The 20,265-nt window shown below is 32.8% G+C and carries 15 protein-coding genes; 13 read left to right on the plus strand and 2 right to left on the minus strand.

Annotated features, from left to right (window positions below):
- Positions 1–92: 92 nt before the first annotated feature.
- The 13 genes from R3L15_RS04650 to R3L15_RS04710 all read left to right on the plus strand — a co-directional run bounded on the left by R3L15_RS04650 (position 93) and on the right by R3L15_RS04710 (position 16,508).
- Positions 93–1,550 carry an FAD/NAD(P)-binding oxidoreductase gene (locus R3L15_RS04650; RefSeq protein WP_338733521.1) on the plus strand — a complete coding sequence of 486 codons (1,458 nt, stop codon included), beginning with the start codon at positions 93–95 and terminating at the stop codon, positions 1,548–1,550.
- A 323-nt stretch (positions 1,551–1,873) separates the two neighbouring features.
- Positions 1,874–3,181 (plus strand): TolC family protein, encoded by a 1,308-nt coding sequence (locus R3L15_RS04655; RefSeq protein ID WP_338733522.1) that lies wholly within the window; start codon positions 1,874–1,876, stop codon positions 3,179–3,181.
- A 55-nt stretch (positions 3,182–3,236) separates the two neighbouring features.
- Complete coding sequence (locus R3L15_RS04660) at positions 3,237–4,313, plus strand: efflux RND transporter periplasmic adaptor subunit (protein WP_338733523.1); 1,077 nt, start codon at positions 3,237–3,239, stop codon at positions 4,311–4,313.
- 38 nt (positions 4,314–4,351) lie between these two features.
- Positions 4,352–7,546: an efflux RND transporter permease subunit gene (locus R3L15_RS04665; RefSeq protein WP_338733524.1), complete on the plus strand. Its 3,195-nt coding sequence runs from the start codon at positions 4,352–4,354 to the stop codon at positions 7,544–7,546.
- Position 7,547: 1 nt separating this feature from the next.
- Positions 7,548–7,853 (plus strand): hypothetical protein, encoded by a 306-nt coding sequence (locus tag R3L15_RS04670; RefSeq protein ID WP_338733525.1) that lies wholly within the window; start codon positions 7,548–7,550, stop codon positions 7,851–7,853.
- A 16-nt stretch (positions 7,854–7,869) separates the two neighbouring features.
- The gene (locus tag R3L15_RS04675) at positions 7,870–8,064 is read left to right on the plus strand and encodes a DUF2892 domain-containing protein (protein WP_338733528.1); all 195 of its coding nucleotides are present in this window, start codon (positions 7,870–7,872) and stop codon (positions 8,062–8,064) included.
- A gap of 53 nt (positions 8,065–8,117) precedes the next feature.
- The gene (locus tag R3L15_RS04680; protein WP_338733529.1) at positions 8,118–8,672 is read left to right on the plus strand and encodes a YeeE/YedE thiosulfate transporter family protein; all 555 of its coding nucleotides are present in this window, start codon (positions 8,118–8,120) and stop codon (positions 8,670–8,672) included.
- Position 8,673: 1 nt separating this feature from the next.
- Positions 8,674–9,087, plus strand: coding sequence for a DUF6691 family protein (locus R3L15_RS04685; protein WP_338733530.1), 414 nt, complete (start codon positions 8,674–8,676; stop codon positions 9,085–9,087).
- Between the two features lie 74 nt (positions 9,088–9,161).
- Positions 9,162–9,500, plus strand: a complete 339-nt coding sequence (locus tag R3L15_RS04690) for a DUF4870 domain-containing protein (protein WP_338734111.1) — start codon at positions 9,162–9,164, stop codon at positions 9,498–9,500.
- A gap of 129 nt (positions 9,501–9,629) precedes the next feature.
- Positions 9,630–12,548, plus strand: coding sequence for a histidine kinase (locus tag R3L15_RS04695; protein WP_338733531.1), 2,919 nt, complete (start codon positions 9,630–9,632; stop codon positions 12,546–12,548).
- Positions 12,549–12,552: 4 nt separating this feature from the next.
- Entirely contained in the window at positions 12,553–13,305 is a 753-nt protein-coding gene (locus tag R3L15_RS04700) for a LytTR family DNA-binding domain-containing protein (RefSeq protein WP_338733532.1), read from the plus strand.
- Between the two features lie 105 nt (positions 13,306–13,410).
- The gene (locus tag R3L15_RS04705; RefSeq protein WP_338733533.1) at positions 13,411–15,945 is read left to right on the plus strand and encodes a T9SS type A sorting domain-containing protein; all 2,535 of its coding nucleotides are present in this window, start codon (positions 13,411–13,413) and stop codon (positions 15,943–15,945) included.
- An 8-nt stretch (positions 15,946–15,953) separates the two neighbouring features.
- On the plus strand, positions 15,954–16,508 hold the full coding sequence (locus R3L15_RS04710) for a hypothetical protein (RefSeq protein WP_338733534.1): 555 nt from the start codon (positions 15,954–15,956) through the stop codon (positions 16,506–16,508).
- Between the two features lie 157 nt (positions 16,509–16,665).
- On the opposite strand, the gene dnaN is transcribed toward R3L15_RS04710, so the two are convergent.
- Positions 16,666–17,784, minus strand: coding sequence for a DNA polymerase III subunit beta (gene dnaN / locus R3L15_RS04715; RefSeq protein WP_338733535.1), 1,119 nt, complete (start codon positions 17,782–17,784; stop codon positions 16,666–16,668).
- A 90-nt stretch (positions 17,785–17,874) separates the two neighbouring features.
- Positions 17,875–20,259 carry a gliding motility-associated ABC transporter substrate-binding protein GldG gene (gene gldG, locus R3L15_RS04720; protein ID WP_338733536.1) on the minus strand — a complete coding sequence of 795 codons (2,385 nt, stop codon included), beginning with the start codon at positions 20,257–20,259 and terminating at the stop codon, positions 17,875–17,877.
- Positions 20,260–20,265: the final 6 nt, after the last annotated feature.

A 20,265-nucleotide genomic window follows, 5' to 3' on the forward strand; every position in this document is an offset into this window, starting at 1 on the left:
ATTAATAAGGTGTAATAATTTAGTTTTCAAAATGATATCTGTCATTTTGTGATTTGTTTTTTCACCCTAATTTTAACTAAATACACAAAAACATGTCTAAAACTGTCATTTTAGGAGCAGGGATTTCGGGGCACGTAGCTGCAGCGCATTTACGTAGAAAACTACCAAAGGAGCATGAGGTTCTTGTGGTATCCCCAAATAGTAATTACCAATGGATTCCATCAAATATTTGGGTAGGAATAGGAAGAATGAAATCAGATAAAATATTGTTTCCTTTGGCGCCATTATACAAAAAGAAAGGTATTAATTACAAACAAGCCAAGGCCGTTTCATTTCATCCAGAAGGCGATAAAACTGAAAAGACCCCTTTTGTTTTAGTAGAATATGTGTCTTCAAATAACAAAGGACAACAAGAAAAAATCACATACGATTACTTAATAAATGCGACAGGCCCAAAATTAAACTTTGAAGCAACAGAAGGATTAACACCTGGAAAAAATAAAGCATATTCAGTCTGTACATATACACATGCAAATCATGCTTGGGAAGGATTAAATGCTTTAATCCAAGAAATGAAAAAAGGTAAAAAAGCAAAAATTTTAATAGGAACTGGTCATGCAAAATCTACTTGTCAAGGTGCTGCTTTCGAGTATATTTTAAATGTAGAGCAAGAATTACGTCGACATAATGTACGCGATATGGCAGAAGTGACGTGGATTTCAAACGAATACCAATTAGGTGATTTTGGTATGGATGGTATGCTTTTAAGTTACGGAAGCTTAACCATGAAATCTCATGAAATGATAGAAATGATTTTTGAAGACCGCGATATAAAATGGATTTTAGGAGCAGGCGTTAATAAAATTGAAGATGGTATTGCTTATTATGAAAACCTAGACGGCGAACACAAATTAGAAACATACGATTTTGCTATGTTGATACCGTCGTTTTCTGGACATGGTTTTAAAGCTTATGATAAAAATGAAAACGATATTACCGAAAAACTTTTTAAAGGGTTTATGGTTGTCGATGCAGATTATACACCAAAACCTTACGAAGAATGGTCTGTAAAGGATTGGCCAGAGACCTATCAAAATCCAACATATAAAAACATTTTTGCGCCTGGTATTGCATTTGCTCCCCCACACAGTATTTCAAAACCTAGGAAAAGTAAAAATGGAACAGACATCACTCCAGCGCCACCTCGTACAGGAATGCCTTCTGGTATAACAGCAAAAATAGTAGCCGATAATATTATAGACTCTATAAAAAGTGGGAAACAATCGCTAACCCATAAAGGATCTATGGGAAATATGGGAGCAGCTTGTATAGCTTCGGCAGGTTTTGGAATGACAACAGGAAGCGGCGTAAGTATTACAACATTTCCTATTGTGCCAGATTACGAAAAGTATCCTAAAACACAAGGCAGAAAATTAGGAAAAACCTTTGGAGAGATAGGTTTGGCAGGACATTGGCTTAAACTAGCCTTGCATTATGCATTTATTTATAAAGCTAAAATGAAGCCATTTTGGTGGTTAATTCCAGAGTAGGAGTTCATGCGTAACAGAATAATTTTACAATAAATAATATAGATAGTAATGACTCAAAGAATATCAAGATATCAGAAGTTTAAAATGAAGAATCCTATCATTCAGTTTTTCAAGTTCATTTATTTAAGCATAAAAATAATGATAATAGTAGCTGGAGGACATGGAGGAACTAGAAACGTAAATTGATGTGGTTGTCAGTTTTTAATTTTAGGTTAGTTAGTAAAAGGCACTTATGAGTACTTTATAGGTGTCTTTTTACTTGTAACTTTTGTTACTGACTCAGGTTACTCTCTAGCGTATCTTTGTAAAACAAATAAAAAAAGATGAAAAAATACATTTATATACTATTGTTACTTTTTGTATTTACACTCTCTGTAAGAGCTCAAGATGTAGTTCCTATATCAAAGGAAGAGGTGCTAACAAAAGTATCAGATAATAACACGTCTATTAAAATTTCTAAGGAAGAATTTAATCAAGCCAAAGCTGATTATCGTCAAACCAATGCCGTGTTTTTACCTAATATCACCGCAAGTCATACAGGAATTTCAACTACAAATCCGCTTATGGCCTTTGGTTCCAAACTGAACCAAGAAATTTTAACCCAAGCCGATTTTAACCCAGCATTGCTAAACGATCCCGATCAAACACAAAACTTCGCTACAAAACTAGAAATACAGCAACCATTAATTAATGTCGATGGCATTTACCAACGCAAAGCAGCAAAATCTAAAATGGAAGCCATGTCTCTGCAAACACAACGTACAGAAGACTTTTTAGCGTTTGAAGTCGATAATGCCTATATGCAACTACAATTAGCATATAAAGCGGTCGATGTATTAGAAAAAGCTTTAGAAGCAGCCAATGAAAACAAAAAACTAGCCGATAACAGTTTTGAACAAGGGTATTTACAACGTGCCGATGTACTTAATGTAGAAGTACGGGTTACCGAAGTGAAAAACCAATTGCAACAAGCCAAAAGTAATGTGCAAAACGCTTCTAATTACTTATCATTTTTAATGAGCGACGATACCTATGTTGTTTACAAGCCTAGCGATGATTTAACCACATTAGCAAGTACTATGGAAGTGAAAACACTTTCAGAAAATCGTAGCGATATCAAAGCGATGCAAATGGCAACTCAAGCCTACGAAACAATGAATCAAGCCGATAAAATGGCATTCCTGCCACGCTTAAATGCTTTTGGAAGTTATGAGTTGTACGACGACCAAATATTTCAAGGTGGAGCCAATGGTTATGTTATTGGCGCACAATTAAGCTGGGATGTTTTTCAAGGATCAAAGCGTTTTGGAAAAGCACAAAAAAGTAAAGCCGAATTTGAAAAATCGAAACTGGAATACAACCAATATGTCTCAAAAAGTAAGTTAGAATTAAACAAAGCAAAACGTATGCTTATTGATGCCGAAAATAAATTAAAGCTTTCAAAACTAGCTTTAGACCAATCAGAAGAATCATTAAGAATTCGTACTAACCGATTTAAAGAAGGTTTAGAAAAAACGTCAGATTTATTGATGGCAGAAACGCAATACGCCCAAAAAGAATTAGAATACTATCAAACCATTTTCGAATATAATTACGCCTTAGCGTACGTTAATTTTTTAACTAAAGAATAGAATTTAGTTGACAGTTAAGCAGTAGCAGTATCCAGTAAAAGTAAACTCAATTAAAATGAAAAAACTATATACCATCTTATCCATTTCAGTCGCCATACTATTAACAAGTTGTGGTAGCGAAGACAAAAAAGCCGTTGCAGATAACGGGCCAGCTATTCCTGTAAAAGTTGCACAGGTTAGTGGTGATAACGACAATCCGTTTTTAGCGGTTAGCGGAAAAATTCAAGCCGAAAATAGTGCTAATCTAAGCACTAGAATGATGGGTTACGTCAATAACGTTCTTGTAAATGTTGGCGATAAAGTAAGCAAAGGACAATTGTTAGTAGCAATTAATAATGCCGATTTACAAGCGCAAAAAGCACAGGTAAACGCAAATATTACAAAAGCTACAGCAGCATTTAACAACGCTAAAAAAGACTACGAACGTTTTAAGTCGCTATTTGCTCAAAACAGTGCCTCTCAAAAAGAAATGGATGATATGACAGCCAATTACGAGATGGCAAAAGCAGGTCTTGAAGCTGCAAAACAAATGAAAAATGAAATTAACGCACAATTTGCTTATACCAATATTACTGCGCCATTTAACGGAGTCATTACAAGCAAAAATGTAAAAAAAGGTGATATGGCAAATCCAGGTCAGCCTTTAATTTCCATTGAAGCGCCAGGCGATTTTGAAGTAATTGCTATGGTGCCAGAAACCGAAATAGCAGACATAAAAAAAGATACAAAAGTTGATGTGAATGTAAAATCTATTAGCCAAACTATTTCTGGAAAAGTTACCGAAGTAAGTACATCTGCAGCACAAACTGGCGGACAATATTTAGTAAAAATAGCATTAGATAAAACCGATGCAAAAATTCTATCAGGAATGTTCACAACGGTACAATTTCCAGTAGAAAGAAAAGCTGAAACTTCAATGGTTTTAATACCAAAAGATGCTATTGTAAACAACGGTCAGTTAAGCGGTGTTTACACAGTTAGTCAAAGTAATACAGCCATTTTACGTTGGTTGCGCTTAGGCAGAACATTTGGAAATGAAGTGGAAGTATTATCTGGTTTAAATGCCAATGAAAGTTATATCGTTTCTGCAGAAGGAAAATTATATAACGGTGCGAAAATAAGCAAGCAGTAAGCAGTATCTGTAAGCATTAACAAGAAATTCAAGAAAAAATGAAAGAAGGTTTAGCAGGAAAAATTGCCAAAGTCTTTATGACATCGAAGCTTACAGTGCTTTTAATGATTGTATTTATGGTCGTTGGTGTGTACAGCTCGTTTTTAATTCCTCGTGAAGAAGAGCCGCAAATTGATGTGCCTATGGCAGACATTTTTGTGGGATATCCTGGTGCAAGTCCAACCGAGGTTGAATCTAGAGTGATTAAGCCTTTAGAGCAATTAATTTCAAATATAAAAGGTGTGGAATATGTGTATTCTACGTCGATGAAAGAACAAGGAATGGTCATCGTTCAGTTTTATGTGGGCGAAGATATCGAGCGTTCTTTTGTGAAATTATACAATGAAATCAATAAGCATATGGATCAAATGCCAGAAGGTGTTACGTTTCCACTAGTAAAAACACGTGCTATAGATGATGTTCCAATGTTAGGGTTGACGTTGTGGAGTGAAAATTATGACGATTTCCAATTAGGGCAGATGGCTCAAGAATTAGAAGCCGAAATTAAAAAAGTGAATGACGTTGCCATCACAAATAAAATAGGCGGAAGAGAACGTCAAATACGTGTCGTTTTAGATAAAGACAAATTAGCAAGTGCTGGCTTAGACTTTTTATCAGTTTCTGAAATGATTAAAGCCAATAACGCACAATTAAATAGCGGCACTTTTGATAAAAATGACACCGAATTTGTAGTCAACACAGGTAAGTTTTTAGAATCGGTAACTGATGTAGAAAATTTAGTTGTTGGTGTTCAGCAAAATCAGCCTATCTATTTAAAGCAAGTTGCGAAAATTGTTGATGGTCCTGAAGTACCACAAAATTACGTTAGTCTTGGTTTTGGTCAAGCTAGCGAAAAAGCAAGTGATTACAAATCTGAATATCCAGCAGTAACTATTTCTGTAGCTAAGCGTAAAGGCGCCGATGCAATGAAAATTGCAGATGTCATCATTGATAAAGTCGAGCATTTACGTAAAACCTTAATCCCTGATGATGTTCACGTAGAAATCACTAGAAACTATGGTGAAACGGCATCACATAAAGTATCAGAATTATTATTACACCTAATTGGTTCTATCATTGCGGTAACATTTGTCGTAATGTTAGCCATGGGTTGGCGTGGTGGATTGGTCGTATTTTTATCAGTGCCAATTACATTTGCATTAACGCTGTTAAGCTATTATATGTTAGATTATACGCTTAACCGAATTACCTTATTCGCATTAGTATTTGTAACAGGTATTGTGGTAGATGATTCCATTATTATTGCCGAAAATATGCATAGGCATTTTAAAATGAAACGCTTGCCATTTAAACAAGCCGCATTATATGCCATTAATGAAGTAGGTAATCCAACTATTTTAGCAACCTTTACCGTAATTGCATCGGTATTGCCTATGGCATTTGTGTCTGGATTAATGGGCCCATATATGGCGCCAATGCCAATTGGAGCGTCTATTGCGATGATTTTATCGTTATTCGTAGCCTTAACCATTACACCGTATTTAGGTTATATTTTCTTACGCGAAAAAGACAAGAAAGGTGTAGCTGAGAAACCTAAAAAACCATTAGAGGACACTAAAATTTACAAGTTTTATGAAAAACTAGAACGTCCATTAATTGAAAGTTCTTCAAAACGTTGGTTGTTTTTAGGGTTGACATTCGTGTTGTTGATGGGAACAATGGTAATGTTCTTTACCAATTCGGTCGTTGTAAAAATGTTACCGTTTGATAACAAAAACGAATTTCAGGTAGTTATTGATATGCCTGAAGGCACCACGTTAGAGCGCACCGCAGTTGTAGCTCAAGAAATTTCGCAATACTTATCAACGCGACCAGAAGTGGTTAACTATCAAAATTATATTGGGACTTCGGCACCAATTACCTTTAACGGATTAGTACGTCATTACGATTTACGTGGCGGAAGTAATATGGCAGATATTCAAGTGAATTTGGTTGATAAAGGTGAGCGTAGTGCGCAATCTCACGATATTGCTAAGTTGTTAAGACCTGAAATTCAAAAAATAGCTTCAAAATACAACGCCAATGTGAAAGTGGTTGAAGTTCCGCCAGGTCCACCAGTATTATCAACTTTAGTGGCTGAGATTTATGGTCCTGATTATGATAAGCAAATGGAGATTGCTAACGAAGTTCAAAATATTTTGAATAATACAGAAGATGTGGTTGATGTGGATTGGATGGTAGAAGCTGATCAAAAAGAATTTCAATTTACTATAGACAAGGAAAAAGCAATGCTTTACGGTGTCGCACCGAAGCAAATTGCTTACACGATGAATATGGCATTATCCAACAGACCGTTGACCGTTTTGTATGATGAAGATGCAGTAAATCAAATCGGTTTGGTGTTGGCTTTAGATGAAAAGGAAAAATCAACCATACAGGACATTTCACAATTAAAAGTGAAGTCAAAACAAGGTAACCTCGTTCCTGTTGCTGATCTAGTTGACATTAAGGAAACCACAAGCGCCAAAAGTATTTACCGTAAAAATCAAAAACGCGTGGTGTATGTGTTGGCTGATATGGCTGGTGAATTAGAAAGTCCTGCGTATGCCATTTTAGGAATGGAAGAGAAGCTAAAAGAAATTCCGTTACCACAAGGTTACGAAATCAATGAAATGTATTTGGGGCAACCAGAATATGAAGACGATTATACCGTAAAATGGGATGGTGAGTGGCAAATCACTCTGGAAGTATTTAGAGATTTAGGGATAGCCTTTTTAGGTGCTATAATTTTAATCTACATATTGATAGTAGGTTGGTTCCAAAACTTTAAAGCGCCTGTGGTTATGATGGTTGCCATACCATTATCATTAATTGGTATCATTTTAGGGCACTGGTTAATGGGCGCATTTTTTACAGCAACGTCGTTTATTGGTATGATTGCTTTGGCGGGTATTATGGTGCGTAATTCAGTATTACTTATCGACTTTATAAACCTAAGATTAGAAGAAGGCGTGCCATTAAAACAAGCAGCCATAGAAGCAGGTGCAGTACGTACAACACCAATTTTACTAACTGCAGGAACTGTAGTCATTGGTGCGTTTGTCATTTTATTTGACCCGATCTTTCAAGGATTAGCTATTTCGTTAATGGGCGGAACTATCGTTTCGACTGTATTAACCTTATTAGTTGTGCCTTTAGTGTATTACATGATAGAACGTAAAAACCATAAGTAAAATGAAATTAGTAATTATAACATTGGTAGATGAATACAAGGAAACAATTTATCAGTTGTTTAAACAGTCTAATATTAACGATTTTAACGAGTCTGATATTGCTGGGTTTAAGTTAGGAGGTTCTTCTAATTTAGGAAGCAACTGGTTTGCTGGACAGAAGTTTGGTGCAGATTCAGAATTGTTTTTCTTTTTTGCAGAACAACAAAACATCGATTTACTTTTTAAAAACCTTAAAGCTTTTAATACAACAATAGAAGAAGAAAACGGCATTAGAGCTGTTGTTGTCCCTGTTGAACAATTTATTTAACCTAAAATAATTAATTATGATGAATAGATATATTAGAGTAATAGCCGGAACATTTGTTATTATAAGTGTTTTATTAGGCATGTATGTCAATGAAAACTGGCTATGGTTTACTGTGTTTGTTGGCGCCAACCTTTTACAATCTGGAATTACCAAATGGTGTTTAATGGAAGATATTCTTCAGAAATTAGGCGTTAAGAAGGACTGTAATTAATCTTCAATTTTCCATAATCTATTTTTAGCTGTATTTTTGCTTAAAAATAGATTATGGAAATTATTTATGGCCCTTGGCCTTGGTATGTATCGGGCTTTTTAATTGCCGTTACAATGCTCTTATTGCTATTGTTAGGAAAAAAGTTTGGCATGTCGTCTAACTTAAGAACCATGTGTGCCATAGGCGGAGGAAATAAGTTTAGCCAGTTTTTTAAATATAATTGGCGCAACGATTTGTGGAACTTAATTGTTATTTTAGGAGCTATTATAGGTGGTTTTTTAGCATCACATTATTTGTCTCTTGAAAATGATATGCCTCAAATAAGTACGCATACTTTAGAGGCTTTAAATAATCTTGGAATAGCTTCCCAAAATCATTACTTACCTGTAGAATTATTCTCTTTTGAGGCTTTAAATGCAAAAACCATAGCAATACTTATTGTTGGAGGTTTTTTAGTTGGGTTTGGAGCCCGTTATGCTGGTGGCTGTACATCTGGACATGCTATTTCTGGTTTAAGTAATTTACAACTCCCTTCTTTAATTGCTGTAATAGGCTTTTTTATTGGCGGCTTAATTATGGTGCATTTAATTTACCCTTTAATTTTTTAAGATGAAACAACTTGTATATTTATTAGTAGGTGTAGTGTTTGGTATTATCATGTATAAGTCTGAAGCAGCTTCATGGTTTCGTATTTATGAGATGTTTCGTTTCGAATCTTTTCATATGTATGGTATTATAGGAACGGCTTTAGCGTTTGGAATGCTTTTTGTTTATGTTATTAAACGATTTAATATTAAATCGTTTAGTGGTCAACATATTTACATTCAACCTAAAGAAAAGTCCTTTACACGCTATATTGTTGGTGGTATTTTATTTGGATTAGGCTGGGCATTAGTAGGCGCATGTCCTGGACCCATTTTTGTACTTTTAGGCGCTGGTTTTTTACCTGTTATAATTGTACTTGTTTCAGCTGTTTTAGGAACATTTGTTTACGGTTTACTTTGCGATAAACTTCCTCACTAATTTTTAGGTTTAGAGGTGTAACATTTTTGCTTTTTGCACGTCAAATAAGTACATCAATCAAAAAAACAACCATGATGAGAGAAGATAGGCAACTTTTAACAATTACACATTTAACGCAATTATTAACTTGTGTAACAGGTTTTGGAGGGTTATTAGTACCATTAATTTTGTGGTTAACCCAAAAAGAAACGGTTTATGCTATGGACGAGCATGGTAAGCGTATTGTTAACTTCCAGTTAAGTTTAATTATCTATTCATTAATCTGTATTCCTCTTATTTTTTTATTAGGAGTAGGTATTTTAGGGTTAATAGTTATTGGACTTATATCTATAGTTTTTCCTATTATTAATGCTATTAAAACTAATAACGGCGAAATGCCTAAATATCCTTTATCTCTTAATTTTATTAGTTAGTTATTATCGAGGTAAATAAAACGCCCATAGTAATATGGGCGTTTTTTTATTTAGAAAAAAAAAGACGGCTTACAGAAAAAACAAAGCTTGATTAGTTAATTAAAATATTATGTTTGCTAATTATAAGCTATGCAATTAATAATTAGATATATACTTTTATTTAGTTTATTGGGGTTTGGAAATGCTATTGATGCTCAAAATCCTGTGGTGCAAGATATGTCTAAAATATCTAATTTACCAGATGTAGAGTTTTATGATATTTTAGAGGATAACGACCATTATATCTGGCTTGCAGCAGATAAAGGCTTGTACAGATATAATGGAAAAATCTATCAAAAGTTTACAAATCCAAACCAAAGAGTTAACTCGTTATTTCAATTAAAATTAGATGAAAAAGGAAGGCTTTGGTGTATTAATCTTTATGGACAACTATTTTATGTTGAAAACGATAGACTAAACCTTTTTTACGATGCAAATGAGCTGGTAAAAGGACAATTATCACCTTTTGAAATTACACGTACATCAATACGATTGTTTACCGTAGATGGTATTTATGATATCAATTTAAAAGATAAAAAGACGACTAGACTTTTTGATGGTATGTCTGTTAGCGAGAGTTCTTTTAAGGATCTATCCTATGTAATTAAGATGGACTCTGACGATAAACCTTCAAAAGAGAAGCAAAATTGGTATCAAATCAGAGATGATAAACTAAAACTACTAATAGAGCTGACTTCAAAAAACAGAATGCAGTCACCAAAGGTGTATGCTTTTAAAAATTCAGCGCTTTTAAATTTCAAAGAACAAGGTAAAAATCAACTCTATTATTACAGAACTCAAGCAGATAGAGTCTTTAAACTTAAAACCCCAAAAAGCCTTGAAGATGTCACTATTTATAATATAATATTGTTAAATAATCACTATTGGTTTTTAACAACTTCGGGTGTATTTATATTTCAACTAAAGAAAAATCAGTTAAATTTTAAAGAGCAATTATTTAGTAGCGAATCTGTTACTGATGTATTAGTAGATTTCAATAAAAACTATTGGTTTACCACATTGGATAACGGTGTTTTTGTGTCTTCTAATCTAAATATAAGACGTCTTAATTTAGAGAATACAAAAGATAAAGTTACAGCTGCATGTGCATTAAATAAAAATAAATTTTTACTTGGAACAAATAATGGTAAGTTGCTGTTTTATAGTAATAATAAAGTTTTTAAAACCCTAAAATTACCTGGCTCTAAGATTATTGGTAATTTATTTTTTGATGCCTTACACAACAGAGTTGTTGTTAGTATTAATGCATCAGAATCTTACAGTGTAGATTTGACCACTTTTAATGTAAAAGATGAAAAAAATAAGTATTCTGTTGCAAAAACATTCTCAAAGGTTAATAATAAAAATCTCTTTTATGGTAGTTATAAAGAAGCTATAATTTATAACCAACCGTACACTTCAGATTCAACACAAATTATTAGAGAAAGTAGAGTAAAAACCTCTGAAGTTTTAAATAATAAACTTTTTGTTTCTTTTATAGATGGTTTGTATCAATTTGATGTTAATAGTTTTGATTCAAAGGAAATTAAACTTGAAAATGAAAGTATTTTAGTTAATTCAATTGCAAAAAATAATAATGAAATATGGTTAGCAACACAGCATAATGGTTTGTATTGTTTTAAGGATAATCAATTGATTTCAAAACAAGATGTCCTACCAAAACAAGTTCAGATAAATACATTAAAATCTGATGGTGAGTTTCTATGGATTTCTACAGATGAAGGTTTTTATAGATTTCAACCTAAAATCAATCAAATTAAGAGTTTAAATACGCAAGATGGTTTAACATTATCGGTTGATAAATTTATCATTCTTCAAGATTATTTGGTCGCAACTTTCCCAAATTCATTTTATTTAATGCCTAAAGACGAAACACTTTTTAAAGCCTTTAAAACCTCTAAAGTGTGGATAGAATCTGTAAAAATTAATGATGAAGATACCGTAGTTAATACCGATTATAATTTACCCTATAATTTTAATAATTTAAGGTTTGATTTTAACTCTAATGGCTTTCAATCTAACAAGCACGTTGGTTACAAATACCGCATAAAACCTATCGATACCACATGGCGTGATGTGCCTTTAAATACACATTTTGTAGTATTTAATAGTCTGTCTAGCGGTAAATATACGTTTGAGTTGCAAGGTCAAAATATTAGCAGTAAAGACATACAATTTGCAAGTCCTATTACTTTTACCATCAATAAACCCTTTTGGGAAACCTACTGGTTTTATGCGTTTGTTTTATTGGTTGTAGTAGGTTTTATTTGGTTGTATTTTAGATGGCGACTAAGACAAAAAGAAGCACAACGTATTGCTGAAATCGATAAAATATTAATCGATAAGAAAATTACCAATTTGAGGTTAGAAAATCTGCGTTCTCAAATGAATCCGCACTTTATTTTCAATGCTTTAAATTCTATTCAAGATTATATCATTTCTAATGAGAAAGAATTAGCGAGTTCGTATCTGGTGAAGTTTAGCCGTTTGATTAGAATGTATTTAGAATACAGCCAGCAAAACGAAATTACTTTAGAAGAAGAGTTAAAAGCCTTAAAGCTTTATTTAGAGTTAGAAAAGGTTCGTTTTGAGGATGAATTAAAATATGAGATAACAATCGATAATCTACTTAAAACCAATAAAATAAAAGTACCTTCATTATTCATTCAACCGTATGTTGAAAATGCCTTAAAACACGGATTGTTACATAAACCAACAGACAGAAAGTTGACCGTTGAAGCAAAAATTATTCAGCAAAATAAATTGCAAATTACAGTTGAAGATAACGGCATTGGTAGGGCGCAATCCGAAAAACTAAAACGACCAAACCAACAACACAAACCTTTTGCCACCAAAGCGAATGAGGAGCGTGTGCATCTATACAAAAACAAGTTAAAACGCGATATAACCATTGCAATTGAAGATTTGCAGGATGAAAATCAAATACCTTCAGGTACAAAAGTGGTTATAACCATGCCAATAGAATAAGAAAATGAAAGCGATAATTATAGACGACGAAAAACGCGCCAGACATTTACTCTCTAACTTAATTGCAGAGCATTGTACGAGTATAACCAGTATTGGAGAAGCGCAAGATTTAGCATCTGGTGTAGATTTGATTAAAACGTCAAAACCAGATATCGTGTTTTTAGATATTGAAATGCCCAATCAATCAGGATTAGATATTTTAGAATATTTTCCAAATCAAATTGATTTTAAAATCATTTTTGTAACTGCTTATAATCAATATGCCATAGAAGCATTTAAACTTTCTGCAGTAGATTATTTGTTAAAACCAGTTGATGTTACAGAGCTTAAAGGCGCCGTTTTAAAAGCAGAAGAGACTATAAAAGCTAATAATCTAAACGATCAGTTAAATAAATTGCGCGATTCCTTGAAACAACTGTCGATAGATAAAATTGCTTTAGAAATCCCAAAAGGCATCATGTTTGCTTCGCATAGCGATATTGTATATTTTGAAGCCGATGGTATGTACACCAACGTACAACTTATAGATGGTAAACAAAAAATCATTTGCAAACCGTTGAAGCATTTTGTGGAGCAATTAGAGAGCAATGCCATGTTTTTTAAATGTCATCGTTCGTATTTAATCAACTTAAAATATGTAGACGAATTGGTAAAAGACGATGGTGATTATTTACTAATGAATAATCAAAAACGCATTCCAATTTCAAAATCTAAACGCGATCAATTTTTAGAAATAATTAAGGAAACGTTTATGTAATTTTTCATTCAGAAAGAAATTAGAGCTATTCAGAAAAAAGCAAATTGAAAACCTTATATGTAGTAGTTGTTTTGTAGTTGAAAATTAAAATAAATCTCAACTACAATGAAAAAAACATTACTCTTATTTACAACCTACCTATGTTTGGGAGTGTCTGCAATTTTTGCTCAAAATGTAAACATTCCTGATGCCAATTTTAAGACTTATTTACTAGGAAATGCATCAATTAATACCAATAGCGATAGTGAAATTTCTGTTGCTGAAGCTCAAGCTTTCACAGGTGAATTATTAATTAATGGTTTGTCAATTTCAGATTTAACAGGTATAGAAGCTTTCGTAAATATTACACGATTAGATTGTTACAGTAACAATTTAACAGCTTTAGATGTAAGTAATAATTTAGCATTAACGCGTCTTCACTGTGCTGCTAATCAAATTGAAACTTTAGATATTGGTGCAAATACATTAATTACAGATATTCAATGTCATAATAATGGTGTTTTAAGCGAGTTAAATATTGCTAATGGTAATAACAGCAATATAAATTGGATGAAAGCCTATGGTAATAGTTTATCGTGCATTCAAATAGATGCTGGTTTTACACCACCAGCAGATGCTGGAATTTACAGTCTAGGTTGGACAAAAGGTAGCTCAGCATTTTACAATGAAGATTGCGCTGCATTAAACCAGATAGTAAACATTCCTGATGCCAATTTTAAAAGTTATTTAGTAAACAATAATAGTATCAATTTAAATGGTGATACTGAAATTACAGTGGCTGAGGCACAAGCTACAACAGAGCTTCTTATCAATGGTCTATCTATTGCAGATTTAACAGGTATTGAAGCCTTTACTAATTTAACACGTTTAGATTGTTACACAAATAATTTAACGACTATAGATGTTAGTAATAACTTAGCCTTAACGCGTTTACATTGTGCTGATAATCAAATTGAAACTTTAGATATTAGTGCCAATACGCTAATCACAGACATACAATGTCATAACAACGGTGTTTTAAACGAATTAAATATAGCTAATGGTAATAACAGCTATATAAACTGGATGAAAGCTTATGGTAATCCAAGTTTAACTTGTATTCAAGTAGATGCTGGCTTTTCACCACCAGCAAACAGTGGTTTGTATGTGGCAGGTTGGACTAAAGATAATCAAACAAGTTATAGCGAAAATTGTATACCAACAGTGTACTACGTAGATGCAAATGCAACTGGTGTCAATGATGGTAGCTCATGGACAGATGCTTTTACAAACGTAACAGACGCTTTAGCGCTTACAAATTTAAATGATGCTGTTTGGGTAGCAAAAGGAACGTATACATTAGCGGATAAAAATACGCCAATAGCTGTTAGTACAAACGAAGTAGATATTATTGGAGGTTTTGCAGGAACCGAAACGACTTTAGCCGATAGAGATTTAACAGCCATACATACTACAAATGCAACCATTTTTACTGGTGATATTAATGGTGATGATATTGATGGAGATTTCTCATCGAACAAAAGCGATAATGCAGAGCGTTTATTTGAATTAAGAACAAGTAACGTCACTTTTGATGGTATTATTTTTGAAAATATTTACGACACCTCACAATCTGGTGGAGTAGAAGAAAACGGTGTGATATTTATACCAAATAATTTGAATGCTAATAACTTAAAAATTAAAAATTCGGTATTTAGAAATAACTATTCTAATGGTTATTTGCTTAAAATAAGAAAATTTAATCAAGGGTTACTTATTGAAAACACCAAGTTTATAAATAATACCATTGTTAATATGGGATTGGTTTATGTGCAGTCTGATAGTACAAACGGCTATATTTTTACACGTTGGGCAAACGTTTTAGTAGCAGATAACGATATCAATCTTTCAGCATTACATATTTTCAGATCAGATTGGAATAACGGAAGCACTTTAGATGTTGTAATTAATAATAGTACGTTTGTTAATAATGATTATAATGGTACTTATGGTAATTCTATTACGGCATCAGGTAATGGTAGTGTAAACCTAAATGTTAATAATACTATCTTTTGGCAGAATACTGTTAATGGTACTGCAGCAACTAGAGATATTTCAAACGGAGCGGAAACTAATTATGATGTTGTTATAAGCAATGCCATTGCAGCCGTACCTAATAATGCTGGTACTTACGGTACTTTTTCTGTATCAAATGTAACGACTTTAGATCCTGCAACAGATAATTTAAATTTAGATAGCGACTATAAACCAACAGTAAGTTCGTCTTACATCATAGATCAAGGAGACAATGCCTTTTATGACGTGGCTTTATTTGGCGATTTAGATTTATCAGGTAATACAAGATTTTTTAACACTACGATAGATTTAGGAGCTTATGAATACAATTCTACATTAGGAGTTGATGCTGTTTCTTTAACTACAAATTCAGTAAAGTTATATCCTAATCCAGCAACAGATATTGTAAACATTAAGACTAATGAAACTATTAAATATGTGACAGTTTTTAATATCAATGGTCAAAAAGTATTAGAAGTTGCTAATCAATCTCAAATTAACATTTCTAATTTACCAACAGGCATGTACTTTTTAAGCATAAAAACTAACCAATCAAATCAAACTATAAAAATCTTAAAACAGTAATTTTTAAAATGAAAAAAATAAATAAACTTTTAATCTTATTTTGTCTTGCTTTAACAGTATTTAGTTGTTCTTCAGATGATGATAACACACAACAACCACAAGGCACTAATGTAATTACATTAAATAATGAAACCTATGTTGTTAATACAGTTATTGTAGAACCTTCAGTTGGAGGTAACACTTTTATAAGTTTAATCAATAAGTCTGAAGCAGAAGTTTTTGATGCAATTGATAACGGTACACAACTTAATAATATTAATGTATTTAATATGCGTATTAATCAAAGTTCATTAGGAGAACAAACGTATAGTTTTTCAGATATATCAAATTTTGAATTTTCAGTAAACGCTCAAATCATTAACGGAGAATTAGAGAACGGAGATATATTACTTGATAGAAATAATGTAGATACCAACTTAAATGCTTCTACAGGAAGTTTTACATTAGATTTATATGCTGTTGATGAAATTGAGCTTAGTTTTCAGTTTACAAGAAACGATGGTAAAATCATTAATGGAAGTTATAAAGGGAGTTACATTAGTATGGATAACACAGATGGTTAAACGAAGTTGCTATTAATTAAACATTAGGGGAAATTGTTTAAACGCTCACTTTTTTAGTGAGCGTTTTTCATATTAAGTAATTGAGAAGTTAAAAATAATGCACAAAAAAACCGTAACTTAATGTTACGGTTTTAATATATAATATTGACGTGTTTTTTTAGCTATTAAGCATAACAGGCATAACAAGCATGGTTACTTTTTCGCCTTCATCTAAACCATCTACAGGAGTTAAAATACCTGCTCTATTAGGTAAACTCATTTCAAGTTGTACGTCATCGCTAGTTAAGTTGTTTAACATTTCTGTAAGAAAACGCGAGTTAAAGCCTATTTGCATATCGTCACCTTGATAATCGCAAGTTAAACGCTCTTCTGCTTTGTTACTGTAATCAATGTCTTCAGCTGAAATGTTTAATTCGGCACCAGCAATTTTTAAACGTATTTGGTGTGTGGTTTTATTAGAGAAAATGCTAACACGTTTAACAGAGTTTAAAAATTGTGTTCTGTCAATACTTAGTTTATTAGGGTTTTCTTTAGGAATAACCGCTTCGTAATTAGGATATTTACCATCAATTAAGCGGCAAACTAAAACCGTGTTATCAAAAGTAAATTTAGCATTACTTTCATTATACTCAATAGTTACATTTTCCTCGCTACCAGCTAACACATTTTTAAGTAGTGTTAATGGTTTCTTAGGCATAATAAACTCAGCTACTTGGTCTGCCGAAAGGTCTTCTCTAGTATACTTTACAAGTTTATGAGCATCGGTAGCTACAAACGTTAAATTGTCTTGTGAAAATTGGAAGAATACACCACTCATTACGGGGCGTAAATCGTCGTTACCAGCGGCAAAAATAGTTTTGCTAATAGCGGTTGCTAATACGTCGCCTTCTAAAGTAGTAGTATTTGGATCTTCTAAAGTAACAGCTTTTGGAAATTCGTTTCCATCGGCATAAGCTAAGCCATATTTACCATGGTTTGAACTAATTTCTATAGCATTATTATCACCAACTACAAAGGTAAGTGGCTGCTCTGGAAATGTCTTTAAAGTATCTAGAAGCAATCTTGCTGGTACAGCAACACTACCACTGTCGTTACTTTCTACATCTAGTTTTGTAGACATGGTTGTTTCTAAATCGCTAGCAGAGATGGTAAGCGCACTATTATCTAGTTCAAATAAAAAATTATCTAGTATAGGTAAGGTGTTCGAGTTATTAATAACTCCACCAAGAATTTGTAACTGTTTAAGCAAGTAAGTACTTGATACAATAAATTTCATGAATTCCTAAGCGTTTTTATGTTGTAAACATTTCTATTTACAAATATATTTCTTTGAAACTAATATAAGAAACAAACTTATTAACATTTGTTAGCTGTATTTTCGCTTCCTAATCGCATTAAATACAACACCAAATAGTCCTAGTAAAATTAAGGGAAGGCCTATGTTTACAACTTGCCACAAGGTTTTGTTAGAGGCGACTTTTTCTTGATCTAAAAATGCCACAGATATTTCTTTAGAACGAATGTTTATAAGTCCGTTGTCATCTAACAGATAGTTTACAGCATTTAATAAAAATTCCTTATTACCATATAGTTGGCCTGTACTTCTATTAAACCCTAATTCTAAAGGGCCATTTTTACCAATATCATTTTTAATAACATCGCCATCAGCAATAAGAATCATTTTGGTAGGTATGCTTTTTTCTTTTGTGTTGTTTAGTGAAAAAGGTTTAATTCTGTTGGAATATGCTGAAGGAAATTCGCCTTCTAACAACACCGCTAAATTTTGATTCGGATTTTTATATTGTTTAGGGTCGGGATCTTGGGTAGTCATGTCTAGACTAATTTCACGAGGAACGCCATCTATTTTACTTAAAACAGAACTTTGTAATAGAATGCTTTTGGAAACATTATTATTTTTTAGCGTATCAATCTGGCTGGCATAATCAAACTTTACCAAATTTAAATTATTTACAATAGGATGTTTGCTTTGCGGATTTACTAAAGGCGAATAAAACCATGGAAATGATTGAAATCTAGCCTCGCTACCTTCACCAACAGCCAAAGTTATTGGAGCAGAGTAGAGGTCGTTTATTAAAACGGGGTTTACTCTAGCACCATATTTAAAAAAGAAGTCTGTAAGGTTTACATCTCGTGGTATGGCAATGGCCTTTCCTGTATTGTTTTGTAAACTATCTTGATCCATAGCTACGGCATCAAGTAACCAAAGACTTTTACCGCCATTCATGGTGTATTGATCTAATACAAATTTCTCATTTTCAGTAAAGGCTTCTGTTGGTTTTGCTGAAACAATTAAATCGTATGCTTTTAAATCGTTTAACGTTTTTGTTGGGTTTGTAGCAACACTATCTAAAGTAAAAGGTGCGATGTAGTAATAATCGCGTATGGTTTTTACAAAATCAAAAATATATTTATTATCTAGTTGATTGTTTCCTTTTAAAATGGCAACTTTTTTGTTTTTAGGATTGATGAGTTTACTAAAACCATCGGCAAAAGCATATTCAAGATGTTGAATGGAATGACTTACAAGTTCTTCTTGAGAAGCCCCTAGTTTGTTTTTTAATAACGATATTTTTACCGTTGTATCTTTGTAACTGGCTAGTGCCCAAGGAAAAATAACTTCGTAACTACTTTTTCCATTTTCTTCAACTGCAAGTTGCATAGGTGTTAAACCACGTTGTGTTAGTTGTTGAATGTTTTGTTGCCTACTAGCTTCGTCCTCAATAGGGTTGATGAACGTAAATTTGATTTGTTTGTTTTTTGCCGAGAATTCTTCTAATAATTGTTGCGTTTCTGCTTTTAGGCGTCTAAACTCTGAAGGGAATTCATCGCTTTCTAGAAAAATGTCAACAATAATTGGAGTGTCAACTTTATCAATAATGGCTTTTGTAGCTTTGCTTAGGGTGTAGCGTTTATCGTGGGTTAAATCAAAACGTTGATAAACGTATTGTCCAACCAAGTTTAATCCTAAAATAACTATCAATCCAATAATAATGTAGCGTAGGTTTAACGTATTGGTTTTTTTATTATTAAGCTTTCTTTCTGTTGCCATAATAAACAACAGGACTATTGAAATAAAATAAATAATATCTCTAGTATCAATAACCCCACGTCCAATACTTTTAAAATGATAACTAATGCCTAGTTGTTCAATAAAATTACTAGAGGTAATATCGGCAATACCTTCAAAACCAATGTAAAATAAGAAGCATAAAAAAACTGCTGAAATAAAAGCCACAATTTGATTGTTGGTTATGGCCGAAGAAAAAACACCAATACTGGTATAGGCAGCAACTAAAAATAGCAGACCAATGTAAGAGCCTAGAATACTTCCTAAATCTAAATTACCTATTGGGTTCCCTAACTGATAAACTGTATAAACATATAAAAGAGTAGGTATTAAGGCTATTATAATTAATAAAAAACTCCCAAAAAATTTACCTAGAACAATTTGTAATAAACTTATGGGTTTTGTTACTAGAAGCTCTAAAGTGCCTTGTTTGTTTTCTTCCGAAAAACTTCGCATGGTCACAGCTGGTACAAGAAAAATTAAAATCCATGGCGCTAATAAAAAGAACGGCGATAAGCTAGCAAAACCACTATTTAAAATATTAAACTCACCTTTAAATAGCCATAAAAATAATCCGTTTAATAAAAGAAAAATGGCAATAACAAGATAGGCAATTGGCGAGGCAAAAAACGCGTTAATTTCTTTTTTTAAAATGGCAATCATAGAGAA

It is taken from the genome of Mangrovimonas cancribranchiae (genome assembly GCF_037126245.1).
GTDB classification, from domain to species: Bacteria; Bacteroidota; Bacteroidia; order Flavobacteriales; family Flavobacteriaceae; genus Mangrovimonas; species Mangrovimonas cancribranchiae.